The sequence below is a fragment of the Lysobacter sp. FW306-1B-D06B genome (genome assembly GCF_038446665.1).
Classification (GTDB): Bacteria; Pseudomonadota; Gammaproteobacteria; order Xanthomonadales; family Xanthomonadaceae; genus Lysobacter_J.
Genome location: NZ_CP151802.1, coordinates 666643 through 683226 on the forward strand (window position 1 = coordinate 666643; position 16584 = coordinate 683226).

General features: G+C 68.3%; 13 protein-coding genes, 1 tRNA gene and 1 pseudogene. 8 read left to right on the top strand and 7 right to left on the bottom strand.

All coding sequences use genetic code 11. From position 1 onward, the window contains the following. Window positions 1-12 precede the first annotated feature (12 nt). The 3 genes from AAFF32_RS03020 to AAFF32_RS03030 all read left to right on the top strand — a co-directional run bounded on the left by AAFF32_RS03020 (window position 13) and on the right by AAFF32_RS03030 (window position 2905). Window positions 13-759 (top strand): MHYT domain-containing protein, encoded by a 747-nt coding sequence (locus tag AAFF32_RS03020; protein ID WP_342316455.1) that lies wholly within the window; start codon window positions 13-15, stop codon window positions 757-759. A gap of 163 nt (window positions 760-922) precedes the next feature. Then, window positions 923-1348 carry a ketosteroid isomerase-related protein gene (locus AAFF32_RS03025; RefSeq protein WP_216965103.1) on the top strand — a complete coding sequence of 142 codons (426 nt, stop codon included), beginning with the start codon at window positions 923-925 and terminating at the stop codon, window positions 1346-1348. A 48-nt stretch (window positions 1349-1396) separates the two neighbouring features. Then, window positions 1397-2905: a glycosyltransferase family 39 protein gene (locus AAFF32_RS03030; protein ID WP_342316456.1), complete on the top strand. Its 1509-nt coding sequence runs from the start codon at window positions 1397-1399 to the stop codon at window positions 2903-2905. Here AAFF32_RS03030 and AAFF32_RS03035 read toward each other — a convergent pair. Further along, on the bottom strand, window positions 2872-3441 hold the full coding sequence (locus AAFF32_RS03035; protein ID WP_342316457.1) for a hypothetical protein: 570 nt from the start codon (window positions 3439-3441) through the stop codon (window positions 2872-2874). The genes AAFF32_RS03030 and AAFF32_RS03035 overlap by 34 nt on opposite strands. Before the next feature lie 20 nt (window positions 3442-3461). Between AAFF32_RS03035 and tssI the strand changes: the two genes are divergently transcribed. The 4 genes from tssI to AAFF32_RS03055 all read left to right on the top strand — a co-directional run bounded on the left by tssI (window position 3462) and on the right by AAFF32_RS03055 (window position 10216). Then, window positions 3462-6074 (top strand): type VI secretion system tip protein TssI/VgrG, encoded by a 2613-nt coding sequence (gene tssI, locus AAFF32_RS03040; protein WP_342316458.1) that lies wholly within the window; start codon window positions 3462-3464, stop codon window positions 6072-6074. Then, window positions 6074-7027, top strand: coding sequence for a hypothetical protein (locus tag AAFF32_RS03045; RefSeq protein WP_342316459.1), 954 nt, complete (start codon window positions 6074-6076; stop codon window positions 7025-7027). The genes tssI and AAFF32_RS03045 overlap by 1 nt, the downstream gene beginning before the upstream one ends. 310 nt (window positions 7028-7337) lie before the next feature. After that, complete coding sequence (locus tag AAFF32_RS03050) at window positions 7338-8546, top strand: PoNe immunity protein domain-containing protein (RefSeq protein ID WP_342316460.1); 1209 nt, start codon at window positions 7338-7340, stop codon at window positions 8544-8546. A gap of 320 nt (window positions 8547-8866) precedes the next feature. Beyond that, on the top strand, window positions 8867-10216 hold the full coding sequence (locus AAFF32_RS03055; RefSeq protein WP_342316461.1) for an amino acid permease: 1350 nt from the start codon (window positions 8867-8869) through the stop codon (window positions 10214-10216). A gap of 6 nt (window positions 10217-10222) precedes the next feature. On the opposite strand, the gene AAFF32_RS03060 is transcribed toward AAFF32_RS03055, so the two are convergent. The 6 genes and pseudogenes from AAFF32_RS03060 to AAFF32_RS03085 form a co-directional block, all read right to left on the bottom strand. Continuing rightward, window positions 10223-10849 carry a DUF2569 domain-containing protein gene (locus AAFF32_RS03060; RefSeq protein WP_216965091.1) on the bottom strand — a complete coding sequence of 209 codons (627 nt, stop codon included), beginning with the start codon at window positions 10847-10849 and terminating at the stop codon, window positions 10223-10225. Window positions 10850-10907: 58 nt separating this feature from the next. Next, window positions 10908-12113, bottom strand: coding sequence for a cell division protein ZapE (zapE, locus tag AAFF32_RS03065; RefSeq protein ID WP_342316462.1), 1206 nt, complete (start codon window positions 12111-12113; stop codon window positions 10908-10910). 119 nt (window positions 12114-12232) lie between these two features. Beyond that, window positions 12233-12892 (bottom strand): annotated as a pseudogene (locus AAFF32_RS03070) (alpha/beta fold hydrolase); the annotation flags it as partial. 54 nt (window positions 12893-12946) lie between these two features. After that, the gene (locus tag AAFF32_RS03075) at window positions 12947-14638 is read right to left on the bottom strand and encodes an ExeM/NucH family extracellular endonuclease (RefSeq protein WP_342316463.1); all 1692 of its coding nucleotides are present in this window, start codon (window positions 14636-14638) and stop codon (window positions 12947-12949) included. Window positions 14639-14809: 171 nt separating this feature from the next. After that, the gene (locus tag AAFF32_RS03080) at window positions 14810-15325 is read right to left on the bottom strand and encodes a c-type cytochrome (protein WP_216965083.1); all 516 of its coding nucleotides are present in this window, start codon (window positions 15323-15325) and stop codon (window positions 14810-14812) included. Between the two features lie 112 nt (window positions 15326-15437). Next, a tRNA-Arg gene (locus AAFF32_RS03085) sits at window positions 15438-15514 on the bottom strand. 160 nt (window positions 15515-15674) lie between these two features. Here AAFF32_RS03085 and ubiA point away from each other — a divergent pair. Next, a complete protein-coding gene (ubiA, locus tag AAFF32_RS03090; RefSeq protein ID WP_216965081.1) occupies window positions 15675-16583 on the top strand; it encodes a 4-hydroxybenzoate octaprenyltransferase in 909 nt (302 codons plus the stop codon). The last annotated feature ends 1 nt before the right edge of the window (window position 16584 follow it).

Consider the following 16584-nt stretch of genomic DNA (forward strand, 5'->3'; position numbering starts at 1 on the left):
GAGGGTTGCGCCGTGCCGCACGATCACGTCGTCCAATGCGTCCATGATCCATTGCTGGTGATCCTGTCGTTCGTGGTGTCCGTGCTGGGCTCATTCACCGCATTGCAGCTTGCCGTCGCGATTCCGACGGCGCGCTCGGCCGCGCAGCGCTGCAGCGCGATCGTGTCTTCCGGCGCGGTGATGGGCGGCGGCGCGATCTGGGCCATGCACTTCATCGCGATGCTCGCCTGCCGCATGGATCTGGCGGTGTCTTACGACCTGCGCATCACCGTGGCCTCGGCGCTGATCGCGATGGCCGCGTGCATGCTCGGGCTGGCCATCGCCGGCGTGGGCCGCTTCGGCTGGGGCAAGGTGTTCGCGGCCGGCATGTTCATGGGCCTGGGCATCACCGGCATGCACTACACCGGCATGAAGGCGATGCTGATGCCGGCGACGATCCGCTACGACATGACGCTGGTCGCGACATCCGGCGTGATCGCGGTGGTCGCCTCGATCGTCGCGCTGTGGCTGGCGTTCAACCTCCGCGGCTGGGTGCAGCGGCTGGGCAGCGCGCTGGCGATGGGCGTGGCGGTGTGCGGCATGCACTACACCGGCATGCGCGCGGCGAGCTTCGTGCCGCGCGAAGACGCCATCGTCGCGACGGGACTGAGCGGGGCGCACCTGGGCACGGGCCTGTTCGCGGTGGCCACGCTGCTGCTGGCGACGGTGCTCTCGATCAGCCTCGTCCGCCAGCGCCAGCGCGACGCCGTGCGGATCTGAGTCAAGCCGGTGTGAAGACCGGTGAACGCGCCCGGCCCGCGCCATGCCAGGTGCGGGCTGTGCGCATTTATGGCGCCCATCACGGTCGTGGCCGCGTGGGCGCCGGCTATCATGTCGATCCGCTGCTGCGCCCCACGGCGCGGCGAATCGGCAAGGACATGCGATGAAGATCGACGGCACCCGCACCAACGACCGCGCCACCGAGCTGATCCTGGCCTACTACGCCGCATTCAACCGCGGTGACTGGGACGGCATGCTCGCGCTGCTCGGCGACGAGGTGGTGCACGACCTGAACCAGGGCCCGCGCGAGATCGGCCGCGAGGCGTTCTCCTCGTTCCTGCAGCGCATGCACCGCAGCTACCGCGAGCAACTGCACGACATCGTGGTGATGGTCTCGCCCGATGGCGCCCGCGCCGCGGCGGAGTACATCGTGCACGGCGAATACCTGGCCGACGACAGCGGCCTTCCGCCCGCGCACGGCCAGAAGTACGTCTTGCCGGGCGGCGCGTTCTTCGAAGTGCGCGAGGGACGCATCCACCGCGTGAGCAACTACTACAACCTCGAGGACTGGATCGCGCAGGTCGGCTGACGGCGCGCTCCGACGTTTCTTTTACCCCGGCTTCGCTACAGAAGCCGGATGCAAGGATGGCTGCGATCTCCGGCCCTGTGGACCGCCGCGTTGGCGACGGTGCTGGCGCTCGCCTTCCTGGGCTCGCGCGGTCTGTGGGAACCGGACGAGGGTCGCTACACCAACGTCGCGCTGAACATGCTCGACAGCGGCGACTGGCTCAGTCCGCGCCGCAACGACGAAGTCGGCCACTGGACCAAGCCGCCGCTGACCTACTGGGCGATCGCCGCCAGCGTGGCGGTGTTCGGCCCGGTTGAATGGGCCGCGCGACTGCCCGCCGCGCTGTCGTACCTGATGTGCGTGTGGCTGTGCTGGCGCATCGCGGCGCGGTTGGCGCCGGGCACGCGGGCGGCCGCGCCGGTCGTGTACGCGACGATGCTGTTTCCCTTCGGCGCATCGCAGCTCATCACCACCGATTACCTGCTCGCCGCATGGACCACGCTGGCGATGTGGGCGTTCGTCGAAGCACGCTTCGCCCCTTCGCCCCATCCGCGTCGCTGGATCGCGTTGATGTGGGCGGCGCTGGCGCTGGCCTTCATCACCAAAGGACCGGCGGGATTGTTCCCCTTGCCGGTGGTGCTGCTGTTCGATTTCCTCCTGCCGGGACGGCGCGCGCATCGCGTGCTGCAGTGGTTCGGGATGCTGCTGTTCGCGTTGCTTGCGTTGCCGTGGTACGTGGCGGTGTTTCACGGCAATCCGGGGCTGTTCGAATACTTCGTCGGCGACGAACTGGTCAACCGCATGACCACCGGCGAGTTCGGCCGCCACGCCGAGTGGTACGGCTGGATCGAGATCTACGTGCCCACGTTGATCCTCGGCACGCTGCCGTGGACACCGACGCTGTGGCGCTGGGCGCGCGGAATTCCAGCGTTGGTGCGTCCATGGTGGAAGGATCCGCAACGGCGTCAGCGCGATGCGCACTGGCTGCTGCTCGTGCTGTGGCTGCTGTTGCCGCTGCTGGTGTTCTGCTTCGCGCGTTCGCGCATGCCGTTGTACGTGCTGCCGCTGTTCGTGCCGATGGCGGTGATCGTCGCGCTGCAATGGACGCGCGAGGACCGCCACCTGCCGCCATGGCCGCGCCTGCTCGCATGGGCCGTGCTGTTGCTGGCGATGAAGCTCGCCGCCGCGTGGTGGCCGACGCACAAGAACGCCGACGCCTGGGCCGAAGCGATCACCGCGCGCGCGCCGGGGCCGATCCACGAGGTTGTCTTCGTCGAGGACATGGCGCGCTACGGGCTGCACCTGGCGTTAGGGGCCGAGATCGAGAAGATCTCCCTGGATGCACTCCAGCAGCCGCGCTTCAACCCGCCTTACGACGAGCCGCTGGCCGTGGAGCTCGCCGAGCACGAAGCCGGCGTCGTCTGGATCTGCAAGCAGGCCGACTGGAAGACGGTGCGCGAGCGCATCCAAGCCTACGGCTATCGTGCGATCCCGCTGGGCGAGCCGTTCGAGCGGCGTGTGATGTTCCGCGTCGAACCGCGGCGTCAGCGCGGCGAGGACGCGCCCAGCGCGAGGTAATCCAAGCCCTGGCTCAGCAGCAGCCGCATCACGGATGCGCGTTCGGACACGGGTCGCGATTGCATCGCGTCCATCAGCCAGCCGACCGAACGGCAGCGTGCATCGTGATCCCCGCCGTTGAGTCCGGCGAGGAAGCCGTCGTTGAGCAGCGCCGCGCGCACGCCCGCGGCCTTGAGCGACTGCATCGCGGTGCCGGCGTCGTAAGGTTGGCGCGGGCTCTGCGCGGCGGTGATGAAGAAGTCGGTCGCCGCATCGGCGAAGCGCAGGCGGCTTTGTTCGCTCAGCTGTGAGGCGATGCGGTTGTAGCCCTCCAGGCTGCGCTCCGCGTTCGGATCGAACAGCGCGCACAGCGTGCGCGAATCCTGCGGCGAGTTCGCACTGGCATGCACCGCCTGGAACAGCCCGTCCACGCTCGCATCCGGCGCGCGCAACAGCAGCTCGCGACCGTCGGCGAGCAGCGCGCCGGGATCGAAGCCCCAGTCGCTGAGGTCCTGCGCGGCGACAGGCGCCGTCACCAGGCCGATGAGGAGGGGCACAAGAATGTGGCGTCGGGCACGTGCCATGGACGGTTCGCTTTGGTGGTCATCGACGGAAGGATCGTAGAGGGGCCTGGCTGAACGTCGCGACGGCGGCGTGCACGGCGCCGTGGCGACGTCCAGGCCCCGGTCTCGAGCGCACTCCTTCCGGACTCCGCCCCAATGCCGGCAGCGCGCCCCGCCCCCCTCACGAAATAGTCGTATGGACGGTGCTCGCAGGCACGACCGAACTTGACGGGCTTCAAACCATTGGATGGTCTGTCATGGCTCGGAATTCGGAAGTTTCGTTCTCGTTTGAAGCCGGTGATGTCGCGTTCGACGTCGTCCGGTTCGCACTTTCCGAAGGGGTTTCGCAACCCTTCCGCCTTGAGCTGGAGCTGTCCAGCTTCAACGGCTCCGTCGACGCGACGATGCTGCTGGACCGCGAGGCGACCTTCGCCATCGCGCGCGATGGCGTCGTGGAGCGCTCCGTGGTCGGCCTGGTCACCGCATTCGAGCAGGACGAGTCGGGCTTCCACGCCACACGTTACCGGGCGGTCGTCGAGTCGCCGCTGGCGCGGCTTGGGCTTCGTTACGGCAGTCGCATTTTCCAGCAGGTCAGCGCACCCGAGGTACTTGCGACGCTGCTCAAGGAGCATCGGTTGCTCGATACGCGCACGGCCTTCTCAGGGGTTCACGAGCTTCGTCAGTACTGCGTGCAGTACCGCGAAGCCGATTCCGTATTCTTCCACCGCCTCGCCACAGAGGAAGGCATCGTTCATTGGAACCAGGGCTGCGACGGCCGGGCGACGGTCGTGCTGAGCGATCGCATCGACAGCGCGCCGATCCTCGACGGCCCCGTCCTCTATCAGCCGGCCCCGGCGGGTGACGCGCCCGGCCCGCATCTTTGGCACTTCGCTCATCGCCGCCAGCTCGCGCCCACGCGCATCACCCAGCGCGAGTACACGTTCCACAATCCGCGCTACGACCTCCAGCACGAAGCGAAGGCTTGGACGGCGGAAAGCGCCGTCGGTGATTACGAGCATTACGACTACGCCGCCCGCTACAAGCGCGACGAGGCCGGAAAGCCGTTCACGCGCGCCAAGCTTTCAGGGCTGAGAAACGCCGCCGAGCATGCCCGCATCGAGGGCGACGATGCCCGGCTGTGGCCAGGCCTGGCCTTCGCCCTGACCGGCCATCCGAACGCGAAGTTCAACGACCGCTGGCGCGTGGTCTCGATGCACCACATCGGTGAACAAGCGGTTAGCCAGGAAGCCGACGCGGCCGGCGCCGAACACGGCAACCGCTATTCCTACCAGGCCACTGTCGCCCCCGCCCACTACGACTGGAAGCCGGAGCCCGCACCGCGTCCCGTGGTGGACGGCCCGCAGATCGCCCACGTCGTCGGTCCGGACAAAGAGGAAATCCACTGCGACGAACACGGCCGCGTGCAGGTCTGGTTCCCCTGGGACCGCCAGGGACCGCGCGAGAACGCCACCTGCTGGATCCGGGTGTCGCAGGGGTGGGCCGGCACCCTGTATGGCTTCATGGCGCTGCCCCGCGTCGGCCACGAGGTCATCGTCGAATTCCTCGAAGGCGACCCCGACCAGCCCATCGTCACCGGCCGCGCGTACCACGCCGCCAACCGCCCGCCCTACGAGCTCCCGCGCCACAAGACGCGCACCACGTTCAAGACGCAAACCCACAAGGGCGAGGGCTACAACGAGCTGCGTTTCGAGGATGAAGCCGGGCAGGAAGAGATCTTCGTCCACGCGCAGAAGGACCAGAACATCGTCGTCGAACATGACGAGACAACGAAGATCGGTCACGACCGCAGCGAAGACGTCGGCAACGACGAAACGATCGCCATCGGCCACGATCGCAAGGAGACCGTCGGCAACGACGAGACCCTGAGCATCGGCCAGGACCGGCGCGAAACGCTGGGTCGCGACCACGTGATCGGCATTGGAAGAAGTCGCCAGCTCACCGTGGCGAAAGACCTGATCGAAGACGTCGGCAACGTCCGCACCGAGAAGACCGCCACCGATCGCAGGGCCGAGACGGGCGGGCATTACGAACACAAGGTGTCCGGACGAATCGACATCGAAGCCGGCGAGCGCATCACGCACCGCACGCAGGTTCTTGAGCTGTCCGCATCGCAAACGTTCGTCCTGCGCGGTCCGGGCGGCACCATCACCATCAATCGCGATGGCGTGACGCTGGAAGGGTTGCAGCACGTGCTCAAGGGCCCCGTGGCGTTCCAAAGCCACGGCGAGGGCAACGCGCTGCAGATGCTGGGAACGCCACGCGAAGCCCTGCTCGGCGATCCCATCGAGCTCAACTACCACTACGACGATCTCCAACCCATCGCCCGCGCGCCGTATCGGCTGCTGTTCGAGGACGGAACGGTTCTGGAAGGACAGCTGGATGAGAAGGGACATGCGCTGATCGAGAACGCGCCGCCGTTCGCCTACAAGCTCGAGCTGGGCGAAGACCCGCGCACCTGGACGCCGGACAAAGCCGAACCGGAGCCCGACTACAAACGCGATTCGATCCAGGCCACCGCCCGCACGGAGCTGGAACGCGAAATGGAAGCCCTGCGACGCAACGGGCACGAGCGCAAGCCCCGCACGTACTACCGGGAGGATCTGTAATGAGCACGCTGGACGACATCGAGAAGTTCGTGACGGACCTGATCCTGGGCGACTTCAGCGAAGACGCATCGACGTCGGCGATGGTGGTGGGCGGCCTGATCTCGCTGATTCCGGTGGTGGATCAGGTGATGGACGCGCGCGACGTGTCGGCCTGCCTGTTCCGCATCAACAAGAAGGGCGGCTTCGCGCACGCGACCATCGACGACCACATGAGCCTGGGATTCGCCGCGTTCGGCGTGATTCCGGAGATCGGCAGCGCGTTCAAGACGGTCTTCAAGCCGCTGTGGAAGGAGCGGCGTCTGGCCAAGACCGGCCTTCGCACGGGCGTGGACATGGTCGAGCGCATGCTCGGCGTGGGCAAGGGCGGTGCGGTGCGCTGGATCCGCAAGTTGAACTGGGTGGGTTACACATCGCAGGCGATCACGCTGAGCAACCAGGCGTTGAACGCCTGCATCGAGATGCTGGATTACATCGGCTCGGGTGTGTGGTGGCTGCCCGAATCGCTGGAAGCGAAGGCACGCAGCATCGCCACGAACATGCGCCAGATGCGCGGCAAGCTGGATGCGCCGATCAGGCAGGGAGTGGCGCAGATGCGCAGCTTCCTGGAAGAGATGCTGGGCGAGGACGCGGCGGCGATCGCGATGCGCTTGGGTGAAGAGGGCGTGGCGCGTGCGGGTACGGGCGGGCGTCGCAGTGGTGGTCATTCGCCGCATGCGGGCGTGACGCATGGCGGTGGTCACGGCGGTGGTGCGGGCGGCAAGGGAGGCTCCGGCCATGGCGGTGGGACCAGTGGCAAGGGAACCGCCGATCACGGCACATCGCCGAGTCGTCACGATGCGCCGGCGCCGGCCAACCGCACCGGCCATCCATCGGGGCATGACGGGGCATCTCCGAACCGACACGACACACCGGCGCCGAGCTGGTTACTTCGCTTCAGGCTGGCTCGCACCTGACCGCGCTTGGCAGGATCCTGGAGGAGGGACTTGTGGCGCAGCCAGCGGCGGCACAGAAGCATGCGCCAGAACACGCAAGCCACGAAGTCTTCAAGAAGTACGGCGACGCCGATCTAGTTTTGGCAGAACAGACCTATGCACGACAAGGCGTGGCAAAGCCAAGCAGACAGCGCACCAATCGCGGGAGGGGCAAGTGATGAGTAGCTTTCGAGATCGGCGTCGCCAGATCTTTCTGGACGAGGCCAGGTACATAAAGACCGTACCATTCGTGCAGGACTGGGTACGGGAGTTGGGCGAAGGTAGAAGTGCCGTGAAAGCACAGGAGGAGCTGGCCGGGAGTGAGAGAACCATAGCCGACAATCTTTGGTGGATATGGAGCCTTCGCCAGACTGCTGGCGAGCCGCTGCATCTCCTAGCGCAGGAGCTCGAACCCATAGTCGTAGCGTATGAGCGCTATGTGGATGCCTACGAGGACACACCAGACGCCGCGTTTTACGACGCAATTCGGTTGTGGGATGGCGAGTTGATGGACACGTATGTCGACTACGTCAATCTGCTATCTGCTGCCGTGCTTCTCCATCGCGAAGATCTCATTCCGCGTATCCATAGCTTGATTGCGGGTAGCGAGTACGACGGCTCCGACCTTGTCATCGAGGAATTGATCAAGCCCTATCTGCCCGACCGCCCCGAAGTGGACGAGTGGCTGTGGAACGAGCCCTACCACCTCGCGATGGACGCCATCATCGAGGACACCGCTGGCAAGCGTGAGAAAGGCATGCGCGCCTACGTGAAGGCATGGTACCCAAGCATGAAGGGCTATTCCGGCTTCTGGAACAAACACGCGCGCGAAGACGACGACGGCATGACCACCTACGTCGGCTACTGGACCATGGAAGCGGCTGCGCTTTCATACCTCTACAACATCGACGACACCAGCTACCGCGACGAGATCGTCTATCCCAAAGATCTGGCCGACTACGCACGCAGCCAGCCGCAACGCTCCCCCGAAGCTGCACGTCTTGCTTTGCGCGGTGGAACGTCGCCCGCGCCAACCACGGCCGGCGAGCCCTGCCCGCGCAGTGGCTGGTGGTCCACACCTGCGCTGCACGATGAACGCCGTTACTTCCTGATCGGCGACACGCTGCCCACGCTCGACACGACTCCCGCAAAAGGCCACATCACCTGGCATTGGGAAGCAGACCAGTCGCCCGTGCCTGTCATCGTGGGCCACACCGGGCTGCCCGCACCACGCGCGGGTTTGTGGCTGAAGCAAGACCATGCCGACGTGCGCTGCCGCGTCGAGCTCAATCAACCGTTGCCGCTGCACGAAGGCAACGTGGCGATCTGGGTCTGGCAGGAAGGCGTGGCGTTCTCCGCAGCGTCCGGCAAGCCATGCCCGCGCGCGGGCCGCTGGCGCTGCGAGGACGCACCGCAAGTTGAGCGCACATTCGCCGAAGGCGAAACCTTGCCGCCGCTGGACGGCCGCGCCGTGGTCTGGCGCTTGTTGCAGGCGATCTAAGTAGGCGTTCGAAGGGCTCGCACGAGGTTGGATGGACGCAAGCGATTGCGCTCCATGCGTAGGGCGAAAGCAGGCGCGACGCGTGCCGGAGGCAGATCAAAATGGGTTCCAGCTTTCGCTGGAATGACGTGACACGGCGGAAGGAATGACGGCCTGGACCCGGCCCTCGCCTGGCTGGCGAGGCCTCATCGGGCGCTTCGGTGCATCGGCATCGGTGTTAGCGCAAACATGCGTCGCCGGCCGCAGACCCCGCAAGAACGTAGGTGACGACCGCGCACCGGTATGCCACGCTCGGCCCATCTTCGCCCCGCGGACGCCGCATGACCGAGGACGCCGGTTCGCCCTCCCGAGTCCCCCTGCGCGGCGACGCCGCGCTCGTGCGTGCGCTGGGGCCGTTCCAGCTCGGCGCGTCCATCATCAACATCATCGTCGGCGCCGGCATCTTCATGCTGCCGGCGCTGCTGCTCGCGCGAATGGGGCCGGCGGCGCCGCTGGCCTTCGTGGTGGGCGCGGTGGCCATCGTGCCGATCGCGCTCTGCTTCGCCGCGGTGGGCTCGCGCGCTGCGGCGACGGGCGGGCCGTACACCTATGTCGGCGCGGGCTTCGGGCCGTTCGCCGGCTTCCTCACCGGGGCGTTGATGTGGATCTGCAACGTCACCTCCAGCGCGGGCGTCGCGGCGGCATTGGCGGGACAACTGGCGCACGCGTTTCCCGCACTCGCGCCAGCCGCGCCACGCGCGCTGTTGATCGCCGCGGTCTACGGCCTGCTGTTCGCGCTCAACGCGTTCGGGGTGAAGCTGGGCGCGCGGATGATCGTCGCGCTCGCCACGCTGAAGCTGACGCCGCTGTTCGTGCTCGCCGCGGTGGGGATGTTCTTCCTCGACGGGTCGCAGATCAGCCTGCGCATCGATGACGTGCCGTCCTGGGCGGCGCTGGGGTCGTCGCTGGTGCTGGTGGTGTTCGCCTATGCGGGCATGGAGACCGCGCTGGTGCCCACCGGCGAAGTACGCGACCCGGCTCGCCATGTGCCGCGCGCGACGCTGGGCGCGATCGTCATCGTGGTGCTGCTCTACATCGGCATCCAGGCGGTGTGCCAGGGCGCGCTCGGTGCGGACCTGGCCGGCAGCGCGGCACCGGTGGCCGATGCGGGCGGGGCGATCTGGGCGCCCGCGCGAGCGCTGCTGCTGGCGACGGCCTGCGTGTCGATGCTCGGATTTTTGATGGGCAACCTCTTCTCGTCCTCGCGTCTGCTGTTCGCACTGGGGCGCGACGGCTTCCTTCCGCGCATGTTCGGCGTGGTCGATGCGCGCCATCGCGTGCCGGTGCTCGGGCTGCTCGCGCACGCGGGCATCGCCACGGCGCTGGCGGTGGCGGGCAGTTTCGAGACGATGGCGTTGATCTCCGGCGGCGCGATCTGCCTGGTGTTCGCGGCGGTCGCGGTGTCGGCCTGGCGCGTGCAGCGCATCGGCCTGCGCGGCGTGGGCGAACCGCTGGTGCTGCCGGCGGGCGGGCTGATTCCCGCCATCGCCGTGCTGACGATGGCCGCCATCCTCGCCACGCTCAGCGCGCAGGAATGGCTGGCGATCGCGCTGTCGCTGACGGCGCTGGTGGTGATCTACGCGGTGCTCGCCGCGCTGCGTGGTCGCAGCGCGCGGCGTTCGGTGGTGTAGGCCGGATCAGGGCGTCGCGGGCTCGTCGGCGCGCGTTTCCCAGTGCGGCTCGCGTCGCGGCACCGGCGGCGGCGTCCGGCCGAAGGTGTTGCGCACGCGCTTGGACACGAGCAGGTACGGCACCCAGATCAGCACGGCCACGCAGGCGCCGATGACCTGTCGCACGCCGCCCATCGCGCCGTCGCGCAGGTGCGGGATCTGCATCGTCAGGTACACGTCCAGCCCCAGGAACGCCACGTTGCCCACCAGCAGCACGATCATCCAGCGCGGGAACGACGGCGTCTTCATGAAGTACATCGCCAGCAGCGCCAGGCTGGCGGCGAGGAACACGCCGTTGCCGATCGCCTCGTACAGGAACACCGGCCCCAGCAGCGGATCGTAGAGCCCGCTGCCCGGCGTGGTGATCTGCTCCCACACGCCGTTGCTGAAGGCCGGGATGTGCTGCGTGCGCAGCACCATGAAGTTCACGATCACCGACATCACCAGCTTGATGGCGATGACGATCAGCCAGCCGCCCAGCCCGGTCGGCCCGGCGTTTCGTTGCTGCGGTGTCTGCGCGAACACCAGCGGTTGCTCGCCCAGCGTGAGGCCGCCGCGCGAAGACTGCGGCGCCTGGTACGGATTGTCCGACATGCCCTTCCCCTTAAGGATCACGATCGTCCATCGACGATAGCGCGATCGGGGCGTGGCGTCAGCCGCGGTGCTCCCGCGCCAGGTACTGCGCCGACTGCATTTCGATCAGGCGCGAGGCCGTGCGCTCGAACGCATGCGCCAGCTTGTTGCCGACGTACAGCGACGACGGCGCGGCGGCGGCGGTGCAGACCAGGTTGACGTGGCGGTCGTACAGTTCGTCGATCAGGTGCACGAAGCGACGCGCCGGGTCGTCGTTGCGACCGTCGAACAGCGGGATGCCGCCGACCAGCACGGTGTGGCACTCGGTGGCGATCTCGATGTAGTCGCTGGCCGCACGCGGGCCCTCGCACAGCGCGGCGAAGTCGAACCAGGCGTGGCCTTCGGCCAGCGCGCGCACGGGGATTTCGCGGCCGTCGATCACCAGCGGGCCGTCCTCGTGCGGGCAGGTCGCCGTGAGCTCCTTCCAGCGTTCGCGCAGCCATTCGTCGGACGTTGCGTCCAGCGGCGCGCGGTACACCGGCGAGCGCGTCAGCGCGCGCAGGCGGTAGTCCTGCGCGCTGTCCAGGTACAGCACCTTGCAGTGCTGCTCGATCTGCGCGATCGCCGGCAGGAAGCTGGCGCGCTGCAGGCCGTCCCTGTAGAGGTTCTTCGGCTCGGTGTTGGAGGTGGTCACCAGCGTCACGCCTTCGGCGAACAGGCGTTCGAGCAGGCGACCGAGCAGCATCGCGTCGCCGATGTCGTTGACGAAGAATTCGTCGAGCACCAGCACGCGCAGGTCGCGGCCCCATTCGCGCGCGATGGACGCCAGCGGATCGCTCTGGCCGGCGTGCGTGCGCAGCTGGGCGTGCACTTCGCGCATGAAGCGATGGAAGTGGGTGCGGCGCTTTCTACCCGTTCCCTCACCCCACCGTTCGCCCTGCGAACGGTCGCCCTCTCCGGGCGTGAGAGGGGCGTCGGTGCGGCTTGCAGCCGCAACATCCGTCATGGGCAGCGCATCGAAGAACAGATCGATCAGGAACGTCTTGCCGCGACCGACGCCGCCCCACAGATACAGGCCGCGCGGCGATTCGGGCTTCCTTCCCAGCAGCGCGTCGAACAGCCCGCGCTTGGGCGGCGCGAGCAACGCGGCGTGGATGCGGTCGAGTTCGCGCAGCGCGGGGCGTTGCGCGGGGTCTTCGTTCCAGTCGCCGCGTGCGACGCCGGCGGCGTAGACGGCCGAAGGCGCGGACGCGCGTGCGGCGTCCGTTTCGATGCGGGCGTTCATGCGTTACCGGTGTCTTCGCCCTCACCCCACCGTTCGCCCTGCGAACGGTCCCCCCCTCTCCCGCCAGGCGGGAGAGGGACTTCGGAGCGGCCTTCGGCCGCGACGTCCATCGGGGGCGACAGGTAAGGCTTGATGCCGTTCTTGATCGCGCCGCGCAGGTCCATCAGGCGGCGATGGAAGAAGTGGCTGGTCTCGGGCATCTTCACCAGCTCCGGTGGCTGGGCGAGCTTGAGCGAATCGATCCACGCATACACCGCGTGCGGATCGACGATCTCGTCGTTCTCGCCCTGGATCACCAGCCACGGGCACTGCGGCGGCACGATGGTGCTGAAGTCCCAGCTGCGCCCGGCCGCGGGCGGGGCGATGGAGATCACCATCGCCGGGTGCAGTTCGTTGGCGCACTTGAGCGTGATGTACGAGCCGAAGCTGAAGCCGGCCAGCCACAACCGCGCACCGGGGCGCTGCGCGCGCACCCAGGCGGCGACGGCGCGCAGGTCGTCGGCTTCGCCGCGGCCCTGGTCGAAGCTGCCTTCCGACGCGCCGGTGCCACGGAAGTTGAAGCGCACCGTCGCGATGCCCGACTCGCGCAGCGCGCGCGCGGCCATGGTCACGACCTTGTTGTGCATCGTGCCGCCGTCGGTGGGCAGCGGATGGCAGACGATCGCCACCGCGTCGCGCACGGGCGCTTCGGCGGCTTCGACGATGGTCTCCAGCGCGCCGGCCGGGCCGTGGAGCATCAGCGTGGTGGTGGCGTCGGTCGGGAAGGCGGGCTGGTTCATGCGGCCATGATACGGGGTGGGGGATTCAGAGCCCGTTGCCGCGCGCGTTCGCGGCTAGAGGTCGAAGCCGAGCACGAGCGGGTCGTGGTCGGAACTGCGCCACGGCCCGACGCCGCCGGCGCGGTAGCCCGAGGCGTCCGGCTCGTCGGCGTTGACGTGCCATTCCGCCGCGCCGCGCAGGCGTTGCGCAAACGCCGGGCTCAGCAGCGCGTGATCGAGTCGGCCGAGCTGGCCGTCGTAGACGTAGGAGTACGGGCGCTCGACGCCGGCCACGTCGAAGGCGTCGCGCCAGCCCGCCTCGCGCAGCGTGCGGACGGGGCGCTCCTGGGCGTAGGCGTTGAGGTCGCCGACGATGAGGGTGTTCGCGCCGTGGCCGGTCGGGTCGGTGGCCAGCCACGCGGCGAGGCGACGCGCGGACTCGGTGCGCGTTGCGTCGTAGCAACCGGCGCCGTCGCGCTGGTCGCGGTCCTCGCCATTGGCGTTGCTGCAACCCTTGGACTTGAAATGGTTGGCGACGACGACGAACGCCCGGCCGCGCGGCTTGCCGGCCTTCAGCGGGACGAACGCCTGGGCCAGCGGCACGCGGCTTTCCGGACCGAACGGGCCGCCTTCCAGCACCTTCGGCTTGCCGATGGGGCGCACGCGGTCGGCGTGGTAGATCAGGCCGACGCGGATCGGGTTGTCGCCCGGGCCCGCACCGGCGTCGACGAAGCGCCAGGTGTCGCCGCCGGCATCGAGCGCGGCGACCAGCGCGGCGATGCTCGAGTCCGCGCCGTAGCCGTCGTTCTCCAGTTCCATCAGCGCGACGACATCGGCGTTCAGGCCGTCGATCACCGCCACGTGCTTGGCCAGCTGCGCCTGCAGCTCCTGCGCCGAACGCGCGCCGCGCTGGGTCGGAAATCCGCCACCGCGGCCGTCGCCGTTGAACAGGTTTTCCAGATTGAGCGCGGCGATGCGCAGCGTGCCGGGAACGGCCGGCGCCTGCGGACGCGCGGCCGGTTGCAGCGCCGGCGTGTCGGTGGGGCGCAGCACGTAGCCCTTCTCGTCCTGGTCGATCACGCCGGTGAGGCCTTCGATGACGCTGCCGGTGCGCGCCTGCGCCAGGCCTTGCGGCCACTGGATGTCGGCCGTTCGCAGCCACAGGCTCCGGCGCGCGTTGTTCGCGACGAGGGCGCGGTAGGCGTCGCTGCCCGGCGCGTGGCGTTCGGTCGGCTGCCACGGGCGCTCGCCGATGCTGATCAGGACGCGACCGTTCTTCGCCAGGTCGCCGCTGTCGGCCAACGGTGCGGGCGCGCGGAACGCCACGTGCATGCCTTCCAGGCGCTCCCAGTCCGCCGGGGCGGTGTCGATGGCGACGGGAGGCAGGAGTGAGTGGCCGGTGCGGTGCACGCGCGCATCCACCAGCGCGGTGCGCGTGCCGCGTCCGGCATCGAGTTCGGCGACGGTGCCGCGTACACGGACGACGTCGCCCGGCGTCACGGCCGTGCTGTTGTCCCGGACGAAGAGGCCGTCGGACGTGGCGTCGTCGCCGTCGCCGCCGTCCTGCAGGTACCAGCCGCCGTCGCCGAGTGCGTTCACGACGCCGTCGACGGTGACGGTCTGGCCCACGAGCGCGCTGCGTGCCTCGTGACCCTGCACGGCGCCGATGGGCAGGACGTCGCGCGCCACGGGCGTCGTCGAGCAGGCGACCAGGAGGCAGGGCGCCAGCAGCAGGACCGGTCGCAGCGGGAAGGCGGTAAGGGGCATGGCGGGCTCGCCGGAGGAAAGGCGCGCATTATCGCGAGCGGATCGTGACGGGTGCTGCTCCCTCTCCTGTCTATTGCAGGGGGAGGGGCCGAAGCGCTCAGCGCATCGAAGATCAGAAACGACAACGCCGCCCGAAGGCGGCGTTGATCGAAACAGACCCGAAGGACCGGCTTACTTGAGGTTCGCCAGCATCCAGTCGACCGTGGCGATGACCTGCTCGTCGGTCAGTGCCGGGTTGCCGCCCTTCGGCGGCATCACGCCGGCCGTGCCGGTGAAGCCTTCGATCGCGTGCTTGTGCAGGGTATCCACGCCCTTGGGCAGACGCTCGGCCCAGTGGGCCTTGTCCAGCGTCGGGGCGCCGCCGGCGCCGGAGGTGTGGCAGCCGGTGCACAGGTTGTTGAAGATCACCGAGCCGTCGGTCGTGCCGCCGTAGGCGACCTGCGAGGCGGCCTTGGCCGCAGCGGCGGCGGAAGCGGCCTGCTGGGCGGCGGCGCCGGTGGTGCCGGCGTAGACCGCGCCGACCGGGGCGATGCGCTGCTCGGTGCGCTTGACGGCGTCCGGGTTGACCTCTTGCGGGATCTGGCCGTGGACGACGATCGCCGCGACGATCAGGCCCAGCGTGACCAGCATCAGGAAGCCGATCACCATCGAGAATTTCTTCAGGAATTCGAGGTCGTAATTGCGCACAAACCCACCCTATGGCGCGCCCGCCTGGGCACGCGAAGCCATCGACAAACGGCCGCCGGTGGGCGGCCGCGCGCCAGTATAAAGCCCGCTCCCGCACCCGAAGATGGGGGAATGGCGCGCCCGGAGGGATTCGAACCCCCGACCAATGGCTTCGGAAGCCACTACTCTATCCGGCTGAGCTACGGGCGCCTGGCTGAGATCCCGGCGATTGGCCTGATCGGATGATCACGCCGCATCACACGGGGCTGGCATTCTAGCGACAAAGCGCGCTGGCGTGCTGCCACGGCTTCTCAGTTCCCCCGCGGTGCCGGCGCCGATCGCCCCCGCTCCTGCAAATGTCCTGCGTGAAATGAGTTACGAACGCTTCGAAACCCCGATGGTCCCGCCGTGGAAGACGCGACTGGCGCTGTACTGGCAGCTGGTGCGCGGCGACCGTCCGATCGGCTGGCTGCTGCTGCTGTGGCCCACCTGGTGGGGGCTGTGGCTGGCGGCCGGCGGCGTGCCGCCGCTGTGGACGTTGTTCGTCTTCAGCGCCGGCGTGTGGCTGACGCGTTCGGCCGGCTGCGTCATCAACGACTACGCCGACCGCTGGCTGGATCCGCATGTGGAGCGCACCAAGGGCCGGCCGCTGGCGACCGGCGCGGTGCGCGGCCGCGAGGCGCTGGTGCTGTTCGCCGTGCTGATGCTGGCGGCGTTCGCGCTGGTGCTGACGATGAACCGGCTGACGATCCTGATGAGCTTCATCGGCGTGCTGCTGGCCGCGAGTTACCCCTATCTCAAGCGCTACACGCACCTGCCGCAGGTCTACCTGGGGCTGGCCTTCGGCTGGGGCATCCCGATGGGCTTCGCCGCGGTGCAGGGCGAAGTGCCGGCGGTGGCGTGGCTGCTGTACGTGGCCAACATCGTGTGGTCCACGGCCTACGACACCTGGTACGCGATGGTCGACCGCGAGGACGACCTGCGCATGGGCAGCAAGTCCACGGCGATCCTGTTCGGCGACATGGACCTGATCGCGCAGGGCGTGCTCTACGCGCTGTTCTTCATCGCGCTGGTCCTGGTCGGGCAGCGCGCCGGCATGGGCACTTATTACTGGATCGGGTTCGCGGCGGCCGTGGCGCTGGTGGCCTACGAATTCGTCATCGCGCGCACGCGCGAACGCACGGCGTGCTTCCGCGCGTTCCTGCACAACCACTGGGTGGGGCTGGCGGTCTTCGCCGGCATCGCGGTCGATTTCGCGACGCGCGCGCCGGCGCCGTAAC